Genomic DNA, 19604 nt, shown 5'->3' on the forward strand with positions numbered 1-19604 from the left:
CCGGCCGGGTTCCCCGGGGGCATCGAGGCGGATGACCGATCCCGGCAGCGTCGGGCAATGCGCGCTGTCGTGCCTGTCCCCCGCCCGGCATTCCACCTATATGCCCTGGATCGCCGGCCCTGATGGACCTCAACCCCCGGGCCGGAGGGCGTCGACGGGACATGCGATGGAGACGGGAAGCGTTGCGTGACTGAGGATCGGGTGGGCTGCTGGCCTTTCCTGGCGGGTGGGGGCGAGATGGGGGCCCGGATGCGGGACCATGACTGGGCAGCCACGCCCCTTGGCCCGCCGGACACCTGGCCGCAGTCGCTCCGCTCCACCCTCTCGGCCTGCCTGAACTCCCCGCTGCTCGGCACCATCCTCTGGGGGCCGGATCTGCGGATGCTCTACAACGACAGCTACATCCCCTCTTTGGCGGACCGGCATCCCGCCGCCCTGGGGCGCCCCGTGGCGGAGGTCTGGGGCGCCGTCTGGGAACGGGTCTCCCCGCCCTTCCACGAGGCGATGGCGACCGGGCGCGGCTTCTCGCAGGAGAATGTCGAGCTCCCCATGATCCGGCGGGGCCGGGCCGAGACCACCCACTGGTTCTTCACCGCCACCCCGATCCGCGGCGAGGACGGGCGCATCGCCGGGTTGCTGAACCAGGGGATCGAGATCACCGAGCGGGTCCTCACCGAGCGCCGCGCCATGGAGGAGCAGGAGCGGCTGTCGCGGCTCTTCGAGCAGGCGCCGACCTTCATGGCCCTGCTGCAAGGGCCGGAGCACCGCTTCGCGCTCGCCAACCCCAGCTACCGGGCCATCGTCGGGCAGCGGGAGATCCTGGGCAAGACAGTGGCCGAGGCCCTGCCGGACGCGGTCGCCCAGGGCTACCTGGTGCTGCTGGATCAGGTGTACCGCAGCGGCGAGCCCTTCGTGGCGACGGGCTCCCGCTTTGCGGTCGAACCGGTGCCCGGCGGCCCCGTCGACGAACGCTATGTCGATTTCGTCTACCAGCCGATCCGGGATGCCTCCGGCCAGGTGAACGGCATCTTCGTGGAAGGTGCGGACGTCACCGCCCGTGCCCGCGCCGACCTGGCGCTCCGCGAGAGCGAGGCGCGCCTGAAGGAGCTCAACGCCACGCTGGAGCAGCGCGTGGAGCAGCGGACGCGCGAACGGAACCGCCTCTGGCAGCTTTCCAGCGACATCATGGCGGTGATGCGCCCCGACACGGTCATCGAGGCGGTGAACCCCGCCTGGACGGCCTGCCTGGGCTGGTCCGAGGCGGAGCTGATCGGACGGCGGCTGCCCGACCTGCTGCAGCCGGAGGATGCCGGCGCCATGGTGGGCGACTTCGCGCGCATCCAGGCCTCGGGACGGCTGCTGCCTGGCAACAGCCGCTGCCGGCACCGGGACGGCGGCCACCGCTGGATCTCCTGGTCGGCCACCGCGCGGGACGACGTCGTGGTCTTCGTCGGCCGCGACGTGACCGCCGAGCGGGAACAGGCGGAAGCGCTGAAACTGGCCGAGGAGCAGCTGCGGCAGGCACAGAAGATGGAGGCGGTGGGCCAGCTCACCGGCGGGTTGGCGCACGACTTCAACAATCTGCTCACCGGCATCATCGGCAGCCTGGAGCTGATGAACAGCCGCGTCGCCAAGGGGCGCGCCGGGGAGGTCGGCCGCTACACCGGGGCGGCCCTGGACGCGGCCCGGCGCGCGGCGGCGCTGACCCACCGGCTGCTGGCCTTCTCCCGCCGTCAGACCCTCGATCCCCGGCCCACCGACGTGAACCGCTTGGTGACCGGGATGGAGGAGCTGATCCGCCGCACCATGGGCCCCGACATCACCATCGTGGTCGTGCCGGCACCGGCGCTCTGGACCACGCTGGTGGACCCGCCGCAGCTGGAGAACGCGTTGCTCAACCTCTGCATCAACGCGCGCGACGCGATGCCGGAGGGCGGGACCCTGCGCATCGCGACAGAGAACGCCACACTCGGCAACGAGGCGGCGCGGGAGCTCAGCCTGCCGCCCGGCCGCTACATCCGCCTGAACGTTTCCGACGACGGCACGGGCATGCCGCCCGAGGTGGTGGCGAAGGCCTTCGATCCGTTCTTCACCACCAAGCCGCTGGGCATGGGCACGGGGCTGGGGCTGTCCATGATCTACGGCTTCGCCCGGCAGTCCGGCGGGCAGGTGAGCATCCGATCCGAGCCGGGCCGCGGCACCTCCGTCCGCCTCTTCCTGCCGCGCCATGCGAGCTCGGCGGAAGCGCCGGAGCCGCGGCCGCCCCTGGCCATGCCGCGGGGCGGCGCCGGCGAGGTGGTGCTGGTGGTGGACGACGAGCCCAGCGTGCGGATGCTGGTGGCGGAGCTGCTGGAGGAGCAGGGCTACGAGGTGCTCCAGGCGGCGGAAGGCACCACGGGCCTGGACATCCTGCAGTCCACCCGGCGGATCGACCTGCTGGTTACGGATGTCGGCCTGCCCGGCGGCATGAACGGCCGGCAGATGGCTGATGCCGCGCGGATCGCGCGGCCGGACCTGAAGGTGCTGTTCATCACCGGCTATGCCGAGGCAGCCGTGGTGGGCGAGGGCAACCTGGCCCCGGGCATGCACATCATGACCAAGCCCTTCGACATCGCGGCCCTGACGGCCCGCATCCGGGACCTGCTGGCCGGCCCCTGATCCGGCCGCAGCGAGAACCAGCTCATCGGTTCCAGGACACGCAGTGTCCTGGCGGAGCGGGGTCCTGGGAAAGGCAGCGCCTTGTCCCCCGGGAAGCGCAATGCCGGTCGCGTGAGACGCGATCCGGCTTCCGGAGGGCCACCACCCGTATCAGCGCCCCCGGCGCAGCCAGCCGAGCGCCAGGAGAAGAAGCAGGGCCAGCGCCACCATGATCGTGGCGGCGGCGGTGATGGTCAGGCTGATCTGGTCGTTCAGACCGGAGAACATCTGGCGCGGCAGGGTGCGCTGTGCCGGGCCGGAGATGAACAGCGCCACCACCACCTCGTCCAGCGAGGTGGCAAAGGCGAAGAGCGCCCCCGCCGCCACGCCCGGCGCAATGCGCGGCAGCACCACGCGGCGGAAGGCCAGCCCCGGCCCGGCGCCGCAGGCCGAGGCGGCGCGCAGCAGCACCGGGTCGAACTGCGCCAGGGCGGTGGAAACGGTGGTGACCACGAAGGGCGCGCCCAGTGCCGCATGGGCCAGGATCATGCCGGCGAAGCTGTTGGTCAGCCCCAGCGGCCCGAAGGCCAGGAGCAGCGCCACTGCGACGATGATCGAGGGCATCACCAGCGGCGTCATCAGCACGCCCAGCACCAGCGTCTGCCCCGGGAAGCGCGTGCGCCACAGGCCGAAGGCCGCCGCCGTGCCCAGCACCGTGGCGATGGCGGAGGCGCCCAGGCCGATCACCAGGCTGTTGCGCAGCGCCGGCATCCAGAAGTCGGAGGTGAGGAAGTCCGCGTACCAGCGCAGCGAGAGTCCGGGCAATGGATAGGTAAGGAAGGAGCCGGCCGAGAAGGAGAGCGGCACGATCGCCAGCAGCGGCCCCAGCAGGAACAGCATCACCAGCAGGCCGAAGGCCCAGAGGACCAGGCGGGAGGCGGGCAGCCGCGTCATGCCGGGCGCACCTTGTTGAAGCCGACCAGCCGCGCATAGAGCGCGACCACGATCGCCACCGCCAGCAGCAGGACCACCGAGAGCGCCGCCGCCAGCCCCCAGTTCACCGTGCGGTTGGCGTAGAAGCCGATGAAGTAAGACAGCATCTGGTCGTTCGGCCCGCCCAGCAGGGCCGGCGTCACGTAGAAGCCCAGCGCCTGGATGAAGACCAGCAGCGCCCCGGCGCCGACCCCGGGCATGGAGAGCGGCAAGGTCACACGCCGGAAGACCCGCCAGGGCGAGGCCCCCAGCGACAGCCCCGCGCGCGGCAGCCGCCAGTCCAGCGCCCGCAGCGAGGCATAGATCGGCAGCACCGCGTAGGGCAGCAGCAGGTTCACCGTGGCCAGCAGCACCGTGCCGCGCGTGAAGAGGAAGGAGGCGGGTTCCCGCAGCAGGCCCGTGGCGGTGAGCAGCGTGTTCGCCACGCCGTCGCGCTGCAGCAGCACGATCCAGGCGGCGATGCGCGGCACGTCGCTGATCCAGAGCGGCAGCGTCACCGCGCCCAGCATCCACAGGGCGAGGCGCGGCGGCGCGGTGGCGATCAGATAGGCCAGCGGATAGCCGAGGAGCAGGCTGAGCGCCGTCGCCAGCAGGGCGATCCAGAGCGTCCGCAGCAGCACGCCCCGGAACACCGCCTGGTCCGGCGGCACCGCGGCGATGCCCCCCGCCGCGTCGCGCCGGAGATCGAGCGCGGCGAGCAGGTTCAGGTCGGAGACCGGGCCGCCGGTGCGGCGGATGGCGGCCCAGCTTTCAGGCTTCGACCAGTCCGGGCTGGCGGCCAGGATGGTTTCGCGCGCCGGCGCCTCCGGGCTGGAAAGCCGCCGCGCCGTGGCCGGCAGGGTGGAGCGGAAGCCGGGGATCTCGGCATTCAGCCGGGCCGCGGCGCGAGGGATCAGGCCGCCGCCCGCCGCCTGGTCGGCGGCGCGCGCGGCGCGCAGATCCGCCGCCAGCGCCTCGAAGGCGGCCTCGCCCGGCAGGTCCCGCCCGCTCCAGTCCCGCAGCGCGGCCAGGGTGCGCGGCAGGGCCGGCGCCACGTCCGTCTCCGCCACGGCACGCCAGAGGAAGGCGCCGATCGGCAGCAGGAAGACGCCCAGCAGGAAGAGCAGCAGCGGTGCCACCAGCAGGGCGGCGGCGAGGCGTTCGCGGCGGTTCGGCATGGATCTCCCGGTGGAACTCCGGAGGGAAGGCGCGTGGAGGCGGGGCGCCCCCGCTACCATCCCCTGTCCCCGGCGGAAAGCCGCCGGGGTCGTGTCCAGGCCCAGGCCCGGCCCGGGAAGCGGGCGGCGCCGGCGGCGGTCCGATTCAGCGCGACAGCCAGTTGTTGAAGCGCTGGCTCAGCCGGTCGAGGTTGTCGAGCCAGAACTGGTCGTCGATCCGCAGCGCGCCTTCCATGTGTTCCGGCGTGGTGGGCAGGTTGGCCAGCACGGCGGGCGCGATGTGATCGTTGGCGCCCTTGGCGGTGACGCCATAGGGAATCTTCGGCGGCAGCTCGGCCTGGATCCCGGGCTGGCCGGCGAAGTTCAGGAATTGCAGGGCCCGGTCACGGTTCGGCGTGCCCTTCATGATCACCCAGGAATCCAGCGTGTAGAGGTTGCCGGGCCAGGAGATGGCGAAGTTCTGCCCGTCCTGCCTGTTGGCGGCGTCGATGCGGCCGTTATAGGCCACGGCCATGGCCAGCTCCCCCGAGGCCAGGAGCTGCGGCGGCTGCGCGCCGCGTTCCCACCAGACCAGGCTGTCGCGGATGCTGTCGAGCTTGCGGAAGGCGCGGTCCACCCCGGCCTCCGTGCCCAGCAGCCTGTACACCTCCTCCGGCTTCGCCCCGTCGGCGAGCAGGGCGATCTCCAGCGTCGTCTTCGGCCCGCGGCGCAGGCCGCGCTTGCCCGGGAACTTCTTCGTGTCGAAGAACTCGGCCCAGTTGGCCGGACCGTTCGGCGTCCGGTTGCGGTCATAGGCCAGCACGAAGGAATAGAGGATCGTGCCGACGCCGCATTCGCCCACCGCCTGCGGGATGTAGTGGTCCTTCCCGCCGATGGCCGCCCAGTCCATCTTCTCGAACAGGCCTTCGTCGCAGCCGAGCAGCAGCTCCTCGCTCTCGACCTGCACGACGTCCCAGTTGTTGGCGCCGGACTGGATCTTGGCGCGCAGCACGCCGACGCCGCCATCCCAGCTCTCCTCCAGCAGGCGCGTGTTCGTCTTCGTTTGGAAGGGGCGGAAATAGACCTCCCGCTGCGCGTCCTGATAGGCGCCGCCCCAGGATACCACGGTCAGGTCGCGTTGCTGCGCCCGCGCCGGAAATGTCGCCAGGATGGGCACCAGGACGGGAAGGCAGGCCGCCAGCCACGCGGCCCGGAAAAGGCGCCTTCGGGCGATGCCTGTCCTCCCGGCCCCATGCCCGACCGGAAACATGCTTCGCGGCATCATGATCTGCCTCCCTGCCCTGCCGCCGGAGGCTAGAACAAAGATCCGCCAGCGGAAACGGCGGCGGAACGGGCCGCAAGGAACTTCGGTGCTTGGTTTGACATGGCTCGGTGAGATAACTTCTGCACCGCAGCATATTTTTCCGGTATGATCCAGAAAAAGAAACAAAATTCTTGCGATATGCTTCAATTCATATCAATTTTGATCCATGCTGAGTGACCAAGCGTGGATATGAGATGATCCGACCCGGCAGCGACGACCCGATTCTGGCAGCCTTGCGAGGCCGTTCCGTCCTCGTGACAGGTGCGCGGGGCTTCATCGGCGGTGCCCTGTGCAGTGCCTTGCTGGAGGCCGGCGCCGAAGTGCATGGCACCACGCGCGGCGAGATCCCGCAGGATGACGATGGCGAGGCGGCGCCCCTGTGGTGGCGCTGCGATCCGGCGGCGCCGGGCGAGATCGAGTCGCTCCTTCGCCTGACGCAGCCCGAGATCATCTTCCACATGAGCGCCGCGGTGACGGGGTCGCGCAGCATCGAGGCCGTCCTGCCCACGCTGCGCGACAACCTCGTGAGCACCATCAACATCCTGCTGGCCGCCGCCGGGCGCGGGGTGGAGCGCGTGGTGCTGGCGGGCTCGGTCGAGGCGCATTCGGCGCCGAACGAGGCGCCGCGCTCGCCCTACGCCGCCTCCAAGGCCGCCGCCACCGCCTATGCCCGGCTGTTCGACAGCCTTTACGACACGCGCTGCGTCGATATCCGGATTGCCATGACCTACGGCCCCGGCCAGCGCGACGGCAGCAAGCTGGTGCCCTACGTGATCGAGGAGCTGCGCCACGGCCGGGCGCCGCATCTGGGCGACGGCGGCCGCCTCGCCGACTGGACCTATGTGGATGACATCGTGAGCGCGCTGGTGCATGCCGGGGTGAGCAAGGCGGCGCTCGGCCGGAGCATCGAGGTCGGCACCGGCGTTACCCATTCGGTGCGGGACGTGGTGCAGAAGCTGGTGGACCTGATCGACCCCTCGGTCGAGCCGGTCTATGGCGCCCTGCCGCCGCGCCCCCACGAGCTGGAAACGGCGGTGGACACCCGGCCCGCCTGGAACCTGCTGAACTGGGTGCCGCGCGTCACCCTGGATGCGGGCCTGCGGCGCACGGTCGAGGCCAGGCTGGGCCATGGCCTCCTGCGGCGGAACCCGCGCCGCATGGAAACGCAGCCCATCGGGCCACGCGCGATGCTGCTGCCGCCGAACCTGCTCCAGGGCTGAGGAAAGGGGTGGGTGCCGAATCCGCCGGGCAGGGTCCCGGCGGAACGCCCTCCCTTCAGGGGCCCCGTCATTCCACCGGAAAGGCGATGGCCTGCGACAGGTCCCAGGCCAGGGCCGCGGCGCCGCCGGGCTGGGGCAGCACGCCGGTGGCGGGGCGCTTGGCGATCACCTCGGCGCGCGACCCATCCTCGCCACCGATCGAGAGGCGCAGGCGCAGGTGGTCGCCGCCGAAGACGATCTCCTCTAGCCGGGCAGGCACCGCATCCTCACCCATCTCCTCCGCCCGCATGGCCGCGACGGCCAAGCGCTCCGGCCGGATGGCGACGATGCAGCGGCTGCCGGGGCCGACCCCCACCGCGGCGGTGGCCCGCACCACCACGCCGCAGTCCAGGCGGATGCGCGCCTCCTCCATCTCCATGGCCAGGACATGGCCGGGCAGGCTGTTGTTCTCGCCGACGAAGCCGGCCACGAAGGCATCGGCCGGGCGGTCGTAGATGTCGCGCGGCGGGGCGAGCTGCCGGATGCGGCCGCCGCGGAACACCGCCACGCGGTCGGACAGCACCAGCGCCTCCGCCTGGTCATGGGTGACGTACATCATGGTCACGCCGAGCTCGCGGTGCAGGCGGCGGATCTCGAACTGCATCTCCTCCCGCAGCGACTTGTCCAGCGCGCCGAGCGGTTCGTCCAGCAGCACGATCGGCGGCTCGAAGACCAGGGCACGGGCTAGGGCGACGCGCTGCTGCTGCCCGCCGGAAAGCTGCGCCGGCCGCCGGTCGCCCAGGCCGGGCAGACGCACCGTTTCCAGGGCCCGACGCGCGCGGCTCTCGCGCTCCGCCCGCGCCACGCCGCGCGCCTCCAGCGGAAAGGCGATGTTCTCCGCCACCGTCATGTGCGGGAACAGCGCATAGGACTGGAACACCACGCCGATGCCGCGCCGGTGCGGCGGGGTATGGGCGATGTCCTTGCCGTCCAGCAGGATGCGCCCGCTGCTCGGCTCCTCGAAGCCGGCCAGCATCATCAGCGTGGTGGTCTTGCCCGAGCCCGAGGGGCCCAGCAGCGTCAGCAGCTCCCCCCGGCGGATGGCGAGGTTGAGGCCATGCACCGCCAGCGCGCCGGCGTCGTAGCGCTTCTCCACATCCTCGAAGCGCACCAGGTGGGTCGTCATGGTGGCGGAAACTGCGGGTCCCCCCGGTTGCCGTCAACCGCCCCTACGGTGCCATGATGCGCAATGGACAGGAGGGAATGCCAATGAGCCAAGCCCAGACGGGGAACGGCCCGGGGAACGACCCGGGGAACGGCCCGGGAATCGCCACGCGGGTCGAGGGGGCCGCGGGGGTGATCCAGCTCGACCGGCCGAAGGCGCTGAACGCGTTGGACCAGCCGATGATCGATGCGCTGGCCGAGGCCCTGCGCCGCTTCGGCGAGGATCCGGCGGTGCGGCTGGTGCTCCTGGAAGGGCTCGGCGGCCGTGCCTTCTGCGCGGGCGGCGACATCCGCTTCATCCGCCAATCGGTGCTGGAAGGGCGCGGCGAGGCGGCCGACCACTTCTTTGCCACCGAGTACGCGCTGAACGGGGCCATCGCCGCCTTCCCCAAGCCCTGGGTCAGCCTGATCGACGGGATCTGCATGGGCGGCGGCATCGGCGTCTCGCTGCATGGCTCCCACCGTGTGGTGACGGAGAAGGCGCTGCTCGCCATGCCGGAAACCGCGATCGGCTTCTTTCCCGATGTCGGCACCTCCCATTGCCTGCCGCGCCTGGAAGGGGCGATCGGGAACTGGCTGGGCCTGACCGGCGCCCGGCTGCGGGGCGCGGAGGCGGTGGAGGCCGGGATGGCCACGCATTACTGCCCCTCCGGGGAGCTGCCGGCGCTGCGCCAGGCCCTGCTGCAAGGCGATGCCGAGGCCGCCATCGCCGCCCATACGCGCCCGGCGCCACATGGCGCGGTGACGGCACAGGCGGAAGCCATCTACCGCTGCTTCGGCGCCGGCACCGTGCCGCATATCCTGGAGGCGCTGGAGGCCGAGGGCAGCGACTGGGCGGGGGAGCAGATCGCCACGCTGCGCCGGATGTCGCCGATGAGCCTCTGCATCACGCGGGAGCTGTTCCGCATCGGCGGCGGGCACGACCTCGCCACCTGCCTCGCGACGGAGCTGGCCCTGGCGCGGCGGGTGATCCGGCAACCGGATTTCGCGGAGGGCGTGCGGGCCGTGGTGGTGGACAAGGACCAGTCGCCGCGCTGGCGGCCCGCCCGGATCGAGGATGTCGGGATGGAAGCCGTGCGGGCGCTGCTCGCGCCCTGAGCCGCGCGGCCCGCCGGAAGGCCCGGCCACCATCCCCGGCCTTCCGGCGGGAGCATTCCCGGTTCGCGGCCCTTCGCCGCGAAGGCCCTGCCCATTCGTTCGCGGAGCGGATTCAGGCGTCCGGGCGATGCCGCCCCGCGGCGATCTGCTCTAAGCGATAGCGCAAGCGCCCCTGTGAGGGGATGCCGATGGACCATGAGAAGGCTTCGCCGATGACACGAGCGGCACCGGCCATCCTGCCGGAACTCAAGACCCTGCGCGACAGCATCGACAACATCGATGCGGCGATCATCCACATGCTGGCGGAACGCTTCCGCTGCACCCAGCGGGTCGGCCAGCTGAAGGCCGAGCACCACCTCCCGCCGGCCGATCCGTCGCGGGAGGCGGAACAGGTCGCGCGGCTGCGCCGCCTGGCCACCGACGCGAAGCTGGACCCGGAATTCGCCGAGAAGTTCCTGGCCTTCGTGGTGAAGGAGGTGATCCGCCACCACGAGGCCGTTCCGCGCGCGGGGAGCTGAGCCCCGGGCGCCCCGGAAGGTTCAGGACAGCCCCAGCAGCCCCCGGCTGAGGGCGCTGCTCTGGGCCTTGGGGCCGATAAAGGCGGACAGCATGCGCGCGCCCAGGGGATTGTCCATCCGCACCGGGCGTTCGCCCGCATAGGCGATATCGACATGGTCTGGCAGGAAGAGCCAGGTCTCCTCCTCGCCTTCCCGCAGGTCGCGCAGCCGGGCGCGGAAGTTGTCCGGCATGGCGCAGGCGCAGCGCTCGCGGAACCCGTCCTCCCAGCCCGACACCAGCCGGTCGCGCGGGATGTCGCGGGAATAGCGCAGGATCAGCAGCTTCACCTGGGTCGAGGCGAGGATCGCCTCCGCGTCGTGGCTGGCGGTTTCCAGGTACAGCGCGGCGCGGAAGGCCTCGAACAGGAAGACCCGGCGCAGGCCGGTGCCGTTCAGCACCAGTCTGCGCCCGGCGACCTGGAGGCTGGGCGGCAGTGCCGCCTGCTGCGCCACGGCCCGGCCGGACAAGGCAAGCAGCGGCAGGAGCGACAGGCCGGCACGGCGGGTCAGCAGGGGCAAGAATGGCAACTCCCGAGGGGGTCCTTGGCACCGCCCCGGCTGGTTCCCGGAGGGCACCGGTGCCGGGGCGCCGCAGCCTCCCCGCTCCCCGCTCCCGGGCCAAGCCCCACACCCGGCCGCGCTACCCGATCCGCGGAAACTTCTGCGTGAAGCTCGATTCCGCGCCCGTTTCCGCCTATCTGGCAGTTGCCGAACCTGTTTCCGGGAGGCTGAGCAGCATGGTTGGCCGAGATGCCTATGTCGCCGTCACGCGGGGAATCCGTGTCAGCGTGCGGACCTACTACCTGGCCGACCAGTCCTCGGAGGAGGAAGGGCGCCATGTCTGGGCCTATCGCGTCGAGATCGAGAATGGCGGCCGGGAAACCGTGCAGTTGCTGAAGCGAAGCTGGCTGATCACCGACGCGATGGCCCGCACCCAGCGCGTGCATGGCGACGGGGTGGTGGGCGAGCAGCCGATCCTGGAGCCGGGGGAGAGCTTCGAATACACCTCCGGCACGCCGCTGCCCACGCCCTCGGGCTTTATGCGGGGCGCCTACCACATGGTGGCCACCGGCACCGGCGAGAATTTCGATGTCGAGATACCGGCCTTCAGCCTCGACAGCCCGGATGGGCGCGTCACCCTGAACTGATACACGCAGAGGTTGCGCAGCCTCCCGCAGCCCTGCCACAACTCACTGCCGGGAGCCCGCGAGCCCCGCCTTCCCGGATGCCGTCTGGCACCGGCCGGCGAGATCCGCGCGCAGGCCCCACCCCATCCCCGGCCAGGGATGGAATCAGAGGAACGGAATTTGACCAGCACACCTTTCCCTCCGTACCAGGAGCCGGGCGAACCCCGGCCGACGCAGCAGGATGCGGAGGATGCGATCCGGACGCTGCTGCGCTGGGCAGGCGACAATCCCGGCCGCGAAGGGCTCCTGGACACGCCCAAGCGCGTGGCCAAGGCCTACCGCGAATGGTTCGCCGGCTATGAGGAGGATCCGGTCGAGCTGCTCCAGCGCTCCTTCGAGGAGGTGGAGGGCTATGACGAGATGGTCATCCTGCGCGACATCCGGCTGGAAAGCACCTGCGAGCACCACATGGCGCCGATCATCGGCCGCGCCCATGTCGGCTACCTGCCGCGCGGTCGGGTCATCGGCATCTCCAAGCTGGCGCGCGTCGTGGACGCCTATGGCAAGCGCCTGCAGATCCAGGAGAAGCTGACGGCGCAGATCGCCAACTCCATCCAGGAGGTGCTGAACCCCTACGGCGTCGCCGTGGTGGTGGAGGCGGCGCACCAGTGCATGACCACGCGCGGCGCCCACAAGCCGGGCGTGACCATGGTGACCAGCCGCATGCTGGGCGCCTTCCGGGACCAGCGCAGCACGCGGCAGGAATTCCTCGCCATGATCGGTGCCCCGAGAGCCACGCCGATCATCTGAACGCGAACGGCGGCGCCCGGCCCTTGGCGCTGCCCCGCGGCTGCCCCTGAGGCGCCTTCAGTGCGGCTCGGTGGAAACCGCCGGCGCGCCGGGATTGCCGTAGTAGGCCGGCTGCGGCACGGCCGGCGGCGGCGCGTAGGGCCGCTCCCAGCCACCCCGCTCCGGGGAGCCCGGCGGCTGGTAGGGGGCCTGGTAGCCCTGCGGCGCGGGCTGCACCGCGGGTGGCGCGCAACCCGCCAGCAGCGCGGCGGCGGCCAGGGCCGCCCCCAGGATCCGGCGGCTCATGGGCGGCTCCATGCGACGGCGGCCGGCGCCGTCACTTCCGCGCGCGGGCCGCCAGAGGCGGCGGGGGCGTTCGGGCGATCGCTGATCGGCGGAGGCCGGGGCACGGAGTTGGGAAGCTCCGGCGCCGGGGTGGCACCGCAGCCGGCCAGGGCGAGCAGGATCAGCCCGGCGCCGCAAGCCGCGCGGTGCCGGAAGAGGCGCCGCAAGGGTTGCGGGCCGATTCTCACGCTACCGCCTCCAGCTCCACCTCTGCCACGAAGCGCGGGTCGGCGAAGCCGTCCACCAGCAGCAGCGTCGCGGCGGGCTGGTGGCCGTTCAGCCATTGGTCCCGCCGCCGGCGCCAGGGGCCGATATGGATGCGCTGCACCAGGTAGGCGGTCAGCCGCACGACATTCGCCGGGGTCATGCCATGCGCCTTCAGGATGGTGTCGAGGTTGCGGAAGACCTGCCCGATCTGCTCGTCCGCATGGGCGGCGATCCGGCCGTCGGGGGTCACGCCCGCCTGGCCGCTGACCACGAGCCGCCTGCTGGCGCCCTGGACGAGGACCGCGTGGGAATAGGCCGCGTGGGGCTCGTGCACGCCCTCGGGGTTGGATGTGGTGATGATTCCCATGCTGGTACTCCTCCGGCTAATGGTCCGGCCGCCGGTTGGCCTGCGGCGGCGTCACGCCCGCCCAGGCTCCGGTCCCGGGCCTTCCAGGAGCACCATCCTGCGGTTGTTCTCAGCTTGGCGGAAGCTCTTCGCGCTCGATACTTCCCGGCGCGGGGGTGGGAACGACCGGCGTGGTCTCCTGCACCCAGTCCCGCAGGTTCCGGCGGACCTGGACCTCGAACTCCACGTTCAGGTCGTCCATCGCCTTGCCGACCACATCCTCCGCATTGCCGGCGGCGGTGTTGCCGCCACCCAGGTTCATCACCGCGCCCCGTCGCGCCTCGGCCTCCGCGAAGGCGAGCTGCTGCCCGTCCGCGCCGAGGATGGTGAGCCGGCAGCGCAGCACGCAGTCGAGTCGCTCGCTGGCATCGGTGAACATCCCGCCCGACTGGCGGCTGCGCGTCAGGGTCGCGGTCTCCACGGTGAAGGCGGCCCGTCCCGTGGTGCCGGCGGCGGACAGGCGGTCACGCCCCATGCGCTCGACCTCCGTGGCCGGCACCAGCGGCGCCGGCGGGTCGGCGCGGATCACCGCGCCCGGCTGCGGCGGCGGGAAGTCGAGCCCGGCGACGTTCAGGCGCAGCGGGGTCAGCCAGGCATAGCCTTCGGGCCGGCGCAGGCGCGTCACCGGCGCCTCCCCCCCGGAACAGGCGGCCGCCAGGAGCGGCAGCGGCAGCAGGAGGGCTTGGCGTCGGCGGATCATGCGGATTCGCAGCTCCGTGGAGGGGCAGAAGAGGCGATGGGGCGAGAGGGGTAGCCGATCAGGCCCGCCCCGCACCAGAGCGTACGTCCGCGCGATCGAAGCGGAACTCGACGTTGCAGAACTCGCAGGTCATGGCGATCTGCCCGTCCTCGGCCATGTGGTCGAGGTCGTCGCCCGGAAAGGACTGCAGCACCGAGGCGAGTCGCGCCCGCGAGCAGCGGCAGCCATAGGACAGCGAGCGGGCGCGGTCGGTCACCAGGTCCTCCTCGTGGAAGAGGCGGTGCAGCAGGCGCTCCGGCGGCAGGGAATCGTCCAGGAGCTCCTCGTCCTTCAGCGTCCCGGCCAGGATGGTCGCCGTGCGCCAGGCCTCCTCCTGCTCCTCCTCGTCCAGTGCGCCGATGCCGCCCTCCCCCGCCACGCGCTCCATGATCAGGGCGGAGGCGCGCCAGCCGGAAGCGGTCCTCGCGGCGGCGAGGCGCACCCAGGCGCGGAGCTGCTCGGAGGTCTCGAAATAGCGGTCGGTCATCGCCGAGAGCGTGTCGCCCTCGATGGCGACGATGCCCTGGTAGCGGTCCATGTCCTGGCCCTGGTCGCAGGTGAAGGCCAGGTAGCCCTTGCCCAGCAGCGCCGCGGCCTCGCCCGTGGGTATATCCCTGGGTATATCCCTGGGCATGCCCTCCGCCCCCTCGCTGATCCGGGCATAGCCGCGCAGGCTGCCGGTGTCGGTGCAGTCGGCCAGCAGCATGCCGACCGGCCCGTCACCCTTGGCCTGGAGGGAAAAGGAACCCCGGAACTTCAGCGCCGCGGCGAGGCCGGCGGTAAGCGCCAGGGACTGGCCGAGCAGCCGGGCCACGTCCGGCGCATAGGCATGGCGGGAGATCAGGGCCTCGGCCAGTGGGCCGAGCCGCACCAGCCGGCCGCGCACGGGCCGGTTGGCGAGGTGGAAGGGCTGCACGCCGCGCGGCACGACCAGGTCCGGCACGGGCGGCCGGTCATGGTTGAGGAAGTCGGGCGTGGCGGAGGGTTCGGTGACGTCTTTCACCGCGCCTAGATAGGCGCTGCCCGTTCCGCCTGCGAGGTGCGGCCCCGCCCCTCTTTGCGAAGGGCGGCGCTGCGGCCACGGGATGGCTGCCCGCCTCCTGGCGGATGGCGGGGCGGCGGCCTCAGCGGCGGGTGGCGGCCAGGGCGGTTTCCAGGTCCTCGATCAGGTCCTGCCGGTCCTCCAGCCCGATCGACAGGCGCACCGTGCCGTCGCCGATGCCGAGCTTGGCCCGCTCCTCGGCGCCGATCCGCATATGGGTGGTCGTCGCGGGATGGGTGATCAGGCTCTTCGAGTCGCCCAGGTTGTTGGAGATGTCCACGACCCCCAGGGCGTTCATGAAGGCGAAGGCGGCCTCGCGCCCGCCGGCCAGGTCGAAGGTGACCATCGTGCCGCCCGCCGACATCTGGCGCATCGCGAGTTCCCGCTGCGGATGCGATTCCAGGGTCGGATAGCGGGTGCGGGAGACCTCCGTCCGCCCCTCCAGGAACCGCGCCACGGCCTCGGCGGACTGGCACATCGCCGGCATGCGGAGGTGCAGCGTTTCCAGCCCCTTCAGGATCACCCAGGCGTTGAAGGGGGACAGCGCCGGGCCGGTGTTGCGGGTGAAGGGCTGCAGCACCTCCTCGATCCACTTCTGCCGGCCGAGCACGGCGCCGCCCAGCGTGCGGCCCTGGCCGTCGAAGTGCTTCGTGGTGGAATAGACGACCACGTCGGCGCCGAATTCCAGCGGGCGCTGCAGCAGCGGCGTGGCGAAGACGTTGTCCACCACCACCAGCGCCCCCGCGGCATGGGCGAGATCGGCCACGGCGCGCAGGTCCACCACGTCCAGCATCGGGTTGGAGGGGGTCTCCAGCAGCACCAGGTCGGCCGGCGTCGCCAGGGCCTCGCGCCAGGCGGCGAGATCGCTGCCCTCCACGAATTCCGTGCGGATGCCGTAGCGCGGCAGCAGGGTGGACACGATCCAGTGGCAGGAGCCGAACAGGGCGCGAGAGGCCACCACGCGGTCGCCGGTCTTGAGGTGGCTGAGCATCGCCGAGGAGACGGCGGCCATGCCGGTGGCCACGACGCGACAGGCCTCCGCCCCTTCCAGCGCCGCCAGCCGGGCTTCCAGCGCCGTCACGGTCGGGTTGCCGAAGCGGGAATACTGGTAGTGCGGCGCGGCGCCGGTGAAGGCGGCCTCGGCATGCTCGGCGCTGTCGTAGACGAAGCCGGAGGTGAGGAAGAGCGCCTCCGAGGTCTCGTCGAAATTGCTGCGGGCCTGGCCGCCGCGCACGAGCAGCGTGGCGGGGCGGAGCGGCTTGTCGGAAAGGGGCTTGGCCATCAACCGGGTTCCCTGCGGACGAAGCCGGCCCGGTCGGGCGCCGCGGAAACGGCGCCACGGCCGTTTAGCGCGCTTCTTTTACCTCGCCGCAAGCTGGCCGGACAAATCGCGAGGGCACCCTTCCGGGTACAGGGCGCTTCTAGAGCAGATCCCCGCCGCATGGGAACCCTCCGCGCTGTGGCGAGGAGCCGCAGGGAAGCCACACCGGTCAGGAAATGCATTCCGGGCTCGCGGAGCGGGAATGGTCCGCCCCGTTTCGCTGAGTTGCCCCCTTGTAACCTTTCACGAATCCGATATTGATAACTACTCGCAATATCATCCGGGGAATTTGCTACGTGGTAACTCGCAGTGGAGTGCGCGACCTGATGACGCAGGGCGCGCTGGTGGCCGGGCTTGCCGTTTCCGTCTCGGCCGTGGCCCAGGCGCAAACCGCCAGCCCGACGGCGGAAGGCGCGCCGGCCCAGAGCCAGGCCCCGGCCTTCAGCCCTTCGCCGCTGGTCATCCCGCAGGTGAACGTGGAAGGGGCGGCGCCGCCCAACACGCTTCGCGGCCGCACCGGCATCGATCGCCTGCCGGACACGATCCAGGATACGCCGCAGACCATCAATGTCGTACCGCAGGAGGTCCTGCGCCAGCAGAACGTCACCACGCTGGAGCAGGCGCTGCGCAACGTTCCCGGGATCACCGCCTCGGCGGGTGAAGGCAATGGCGGCGTGGCGGGCGACCAGTTCCGCATCCGTGGCTTCAACGCCCAGAACGACCTGTTCTCGGATGGCCTGCGCGACTTCGGCACCTATGTGCGCGATGCCTTCACCACCGAGGAGGTGCAGGTGCTGAAGGGCCCCTCCGGCTTCGCCCTGGGCGGCGCCGGCACGGTGGGCGGCGGCGTGAACCAGGTGAGCCGCATGCCACACCTGGGCAACAGCTACGGCGGCGTGGCGACGGGCGGCATGGGTCCCTTCGCGCGCGCCACGGCCGACGTGAACGTGCAGGTGGGCGAGAGCAGCGCCGTCCGCCTCAACATGATGGGCCAGAGCAGCCATACCGTGGATCGGGACGGGCAGGATCAGCGGCGCTGGGGCATCGCGCCCTCCGTCGCCTTCGGTCTGGGCACGGATACCACCGCCACGTTGGAGTACCTGCACTACGAATACGATCAGGCCACCGAGAGTGGCGTTCCGGTTGTCACGCCCTTTGGCGGCATCGGCCGCCCGGCCACGGAGTACGGCCTCCGCCGCCGCAACTGGTACGGCAACCAGGGCGACCGCGACAAGGTCGAGGTGAACCGTCTCACCGCCACCCTGCAGCACCGCGTGAACGACTGGCTGACCCTGAACGACAGCTTCCGCACCTCCTGGGTCAAGCGCGACTTCGCCTACAGCCCCGTCACATGCGGCACCGGCGCCACGCTCACGGCCTTCAACAACAGCTGCTCGGGACAGTTCCTGGCCGGCAGGAACCCGAATGTCGGCTATGGCGGCGGCATCGGCGCCTATACGCAGGACACCTGGGGCATCCAGAACATCGCCACCGCGAATGCCAGGTTCGACACATGGATGCTGCGCCACGAGTTGACGGCGGGCGTGGACATCGCCCACGAGAGCACGGACCGCACCGGGCTCACGACGGTGGGCACAAGGCTGCTCCCCGGCATCCGGAACCCGGACAACGACTACAGCCTCGGCTTCACCACCGGCAGCGCCCTGCGCAACACGGACACGACCAATCTCGGCCTGTTCATGCGCGACCGGGTCTGGCTGATCCCGGAACTCTCGGTGATCGGCGGCTTCCGCTACACGCACTACAACCTGGACTACACGGCGGGTAACCGCGGCGCGGCGCCGACCACCGATATCAGCACCACCGAGGACTTCGTCGATCCCACCGCCAGCCTGGTCTTCGAACCGACGCCGGCGCAGACCTACTACTTCTCCTATTCGACCTCGACCACGCCGCCGGGCGCCAACTTCACCACCGTTCCTTTCACGGTGAACCCGAACGTCGAGCCCGAGCGCAACCAGAACTTCGAGGTCGGCGCCAAGGTCGGCGTGTTCGACAACCGGCTCGGCCTCTATGCCTCGCTGTTCCGGATCAACAAGAAGAACGCCACCACGCCGCTGGAAGACGGCACCGTGTACTCCACCAGCGACCGGCAGCGGGTGCAGGGTGCCGAGGCGGGCGTCACCGGCCGCATCACCCCGGCATGGAACGTCAACGCCAACTACACCTATCTCGACAGCGAGACCACGCGGTCCACGACGGCCGCCAATGTGGGCAACCGCGTCCAGTACGTGCCCAAGCACGCGGCCTCGCTGTGGACGACCTATGAGATCGCACCGCAGACGCCCTACAACATCACCCTCGGCGGCGGCATGTTCTATCGCAGCTCGGTCTATCTGAATGCCGCCAACTCGGCGAAGGTGCCGTCGAACCTGAGCTTCGATGCCATGGTGTCGCACAAGCTGGCCGAACAGCTCACGCTGTCCGTGAATGGCTATAACCTCGGCAATGCGCTGAACTACGACTCCCTGTTCTCGGGGCGCGTGATCCCGTCCGCGGGCCGCACCGTGCTGGTGTCACTGGCGGCGAATTTCTGACGCGGCCCGCCGGCAAGCCCTGCCGGCGGCCCCGGAATGCCGGGAGAGAGGAGGCGCCCGCGAGATGCCGGGGCCGTATCGCGGACGCCTCCCCGCCCGTTTCGGCGCCCTTTCCGGGGACTGCCTTCACGGGGACTGCCTTCCCGGCGGCCCCTTCGCCAAGGATGGAGTGGATCTCCGATGCTCGTGCGCATTCCCCATGTCCTGACGCCCGAGGAGGTCGCCTATGCCCGCCAGAGGCTGGAAGACGCGGCCTGGGAGGATGGGCGGACCACCGCCGGGGCGCAGTCGGCCCTGGTGAAGAAGAACCTGCAGATCCCGGAAGGTTCCCCGGTGGCGCGGGAACTGGGCGACCTGGTCCTGCGGGCGCTGGGCCGGAACCAGCTCTTCTCCACCGCCGCCCTGCCGCTGCGGGTCTATCCGCCGATGTTCAACCGGTACGATGTCGGCATGACCTTCGGCGCGCATGTGGACAATTCCGTGCGCCTCGTGCCCGGGGCGGGGATGCGCATCCGCACCGACGTCTCCTCCACCATCTTCCTGACCCCGCCGGAGGAATATGAAGGGGGCGAGCTGGTGGTGCGGGACACCTATGGCGAACAGCGCGTGAAGCTGCCGGCGGGCGACATGGTGGTCTATCCGGCCACCAGCCTGCACAGCGTGACGGAGATCACCCGGGGCTCGCGCTGGGGCTGCTTCTTCTGGAGCCAGTCCATGGTCAAGGACGATGGCCAGCGCGCCCATCTCTATGACCTGGACATGGGGATCATCGAGCTCCGCCGCTCCCTGCCCGACGACCACCCCGGCGTGCTGGCTATGACGGCGAGCTACCACAACCTCCTGCGGCGCTGGGCGGAGATGTGACCTCCGTGGGGCATGTGCGGGGTCTCTTGCCGGTCTCG

At 70.9% G+C, this 19604-nt stretch carries 18 protein-coding genes and 1 riboswitch; of the genes, 8 read left to right on the forward strand and 10 right to left on the reverse strand.

What is annotated here, in order from left to right:
• The first annotated feature begins 186 nt into the window (after positions 1–186).
• Positions 187–2658, forward strand: coding sequence for a PAS domain-containing protein (locus CTJ15_RS12575; protein WP_226946124.1), 2472 nt, complete (start codon positions 187–189; stop codon positions 2656–2658).
• A gap of 150 nt (positions 2659–2808) precedes the next feature.
• Here CTJ15_RS12575 and CTJ15_RS12580 read toward each other — a convergent pair whose 3' ends face one another.
• From CTJ15_RS12580 to CTJ15_RS12590, 3 genes are all read right to left on the reverse strand, one after another.
• Entirely contained in the window at positions 2809–3591 is a 783-nt protein-coding gene (locus CTJ15_RS12580) for an ABC transporter permease (protein WP_076969995.1), read from the reverse strand.
• Complete coding sequence (locus tag CTJ15_RS12585) at positions 3588–4787, reverse strand: ABC transporter permease (RefSeq protein ID WP_019461064.1); 1200 nt, start codon at positions 4785–4787, stop codon at positions 3588–3590. Before CTJ15_RS12585 ends, CTJ15_RS12580 begins: the two co-directional genes overlap by 4 nt.
• 145 nt (positions 4788–4932) lie before the next feature.
• Positions 4933–6051 carry an ABC transporter substrate-binding protein gene (locus CTJ15_RS12590; RefSeq protein ID WP_226946125.1) on the reverse strand — a complete coding sequence of 373 codons (1119 nt, stop codon included), beginning with the start codon at positions 6049–6051 and terminating at the stop codon, positions 4933–4935.
• 233 nt (positions 6052–6284) lie between these two features.
• Here CTJ15_RS12590 and CTJ15_RS12595 point away from each other — a divergent pair, with 233 nt between their 5' ends.
• Entirely contained in the window at positions 6285–7310 is a 1026-nt protein-coding gene (locus CTJ15_RS12595; protein ID WP_019461062.1) for an NAD(P)-dependent oxidoreductase, read from the forward strand.
• 67 nt (positions 7311–7377) lie between these two features.
• Here CTJ15_RS12595 and CTJ15_RS12600 read toward each other — a convergent pair whose 3' ends face one another.
• A complete protein-coding gene (locus tag CTJ15_RS12600; protein WP_076969994.1) occupies positions 7378–8475 on the reverse strand; it encodes an ABC transporter ATP-binding protein in 1098 nt (365 codons plus the stop codon).
• Between the two features lie 83 nt (positions 8476–8558).
• Between CTJ15_RS12600 and CTJ15_RS12605 the strand changes: the two genes are divergently transcribed.
• Together CTJ15_RS12605 and CTJ15_RS12610 are read left to right on the forward strand one after the other, a co-directional pair.
• Entirely contained in the window at positions 8559–9611 is a 1053-nt protein-coding gene (locus tag CTJ15_RS12605; RefSeq protein WP_079253242.1) for an enoyl-CoA hydratase/isomerase family protein, read from the forward strand.
• Positions 9612–9823: 212 nt separating this feature from the next.
• The gene (locus CTJ15_RS12610) at positions 9824–10129 is read left to right on the forward strand and encodes a chorismate mutase (protein ID WP_026033171.1); all 306 of its coding nucleotides are present in this window, start codon (positions 9824–9826) and stop codon (positions 10127–10129) included.
• 21 nt (positions 10130–10150) lie between these two features.
• On the opposite strand, the gene CTJ15_RS12615 is transcribed toward CTJ15_RS12610, so the two are convergent.
• Positions 10151–10687, reverse strand: a complete 537-nt coding sequence (locus CTJ15_RS12615; RefSeq protein WP_019461058.1) for a chalcone isomerase family protein — start codon at positions 10685–10687, stop codon at positions 10151–10153.
• A 218-nt stretch (positions 10688–10905) separates the two neighbouring features.
• Between CTJ15_RS12615 and apaG the strand changes: the two genes are divergently transcribed.
• Entirely contained in the window at positions 10906–11316 is a 411-nt protein-coding gene (gene apaG, locus CTJ15_RS12620; protein WP_026033170.1) for a Co2+/Mg2+ efflux protein ApaG, read from the forward strand.
• A 159-nt stretch (positions 11317–11475) separates the two neighbouring features.
• Positions 11476–12105 (forward strand): GTP cyclohydrolase I FolE, encoded by a 630-nt coding sequence (gene folE / locus CTJ15_RS12625; RefSeq protein WP_058389600.1) that lies wholly within the window; start codon positions 11476–11478, stop codon positions 12103–12105.
• A gap of 57 nt (positions 12106–12162) precedes the next feature.
• On the opposite strand, the gene CTJ15_RS12630 is transcribed toward folE, so the two are convergent.
• The 5 genes from CTJ15_RS12630 to metZ all read right to left on the reverse strand — a co-directional run bounded on the left by CTJ15_RS12630 (position 12163) and on the right by metZ (position 16105).
• On the reverse strand, positions 12163–12390 hold the full coding sequence (locus tag CTJ15_RS12630; protein ID WP_126281880.1) for a hypothetical protein: 228 nt from the start codon (positions 12388–12390) through the stop codon (positions 12163–12165).
• 223 nt (positions 12391–12613) lie between these two features.
• Positions 12614–13003 (reverse strand): RidA family protein, encoded by a 390-nt coding sequence (locus tag CTJ15_RS12635; RefSeq protein WP_019461053.1) that lies wholly within the window; start codon positions 13001–13003, stop codon positions 12614–12616.
• Between the two features lie 109 nt (positions 13004–13112).
• The gene (locus CTJ15_RS12640) at positions 13113–13742 is read right to left on the reverse strand and encodes a hypothetical protein (RefSeq protein WP_019461052.1); all 630 of its coding nucleotides are present in this window, start codon (positions 13740–13742) and stop codon (positions 13113–13115) included.
• 58 nt (positions 13743–13800) lie between these two features.
• Positions 13801–14784, reverse strand: a complete 984-nt coding sequence (locus CTJ15_RS12645; protein ID WP_058389599.1) for an Hsp33 family molecular chaperone HslO — start codon at positions 14782–14784, stop codon at positions 13801–13803.
• Between the two features lie 121 nt (positions 14785–14905).
• Positions 14906–16105, reverse strand: a complete 1200-nt coding sequence (gene metZ, locus CTJ15_RS12650) for an O-succinylhomoserine sulfhydrylase (RefSeq protein ID WP_058389598.1) — start codon at positions 16103–16105, stop codon at positions 14906–14908.
• A 44-nt stretch (positions 16106–16149) separates the two neighbouring features.
• A riboswitch (SAM riboswitch) is annotated at positions 16150–16228 on the reverse strand.
• A gap of 242 nt (positions 16229–16470) precedes the next feature.
• On the opposite strand from metZ, the gene CTJ15_RS12655 reads away from it, so the two are divergent.
• Together CTJ15_RS12655 and CTJ15_RS12660 are read left to right on the forward strand one after the other, a co-directional pair.
• Positions 16471–18702, forward strand: coding sequence for a TonB-dependent siderophore receptor (locus tag CTJ15_RS12655; protein WP_075822405.1), 2232 nt, complete (start codon positions 16471–16473; stop codon positions 18700–18702).
• Positions 18703–18882: 180 nt separating this feature from the next.
• Positions 18883–19566, forward strand: a complete 684-nt coding sequence (locus tag CTJ15_RS12660) for a Fe2+-dependent dioxygenase (protein WP_058389596.1) — start codon at positions 18883–18885, stop codon at positions 19564–19566.
• Positions 19567–19604: the final 38 nt, after the last annotated feature.

Origin of the sequence: Roseomonas sp. FDAARGOS_362, assembly GCF_002754815.1 — a bacterium.
Lineage (GTDB): Bacteria > Pseudomonadota > Alphaproteobacteria > Acetobacterales > Acetobacteraceae > Roseomonas > Roseomonas mucosa.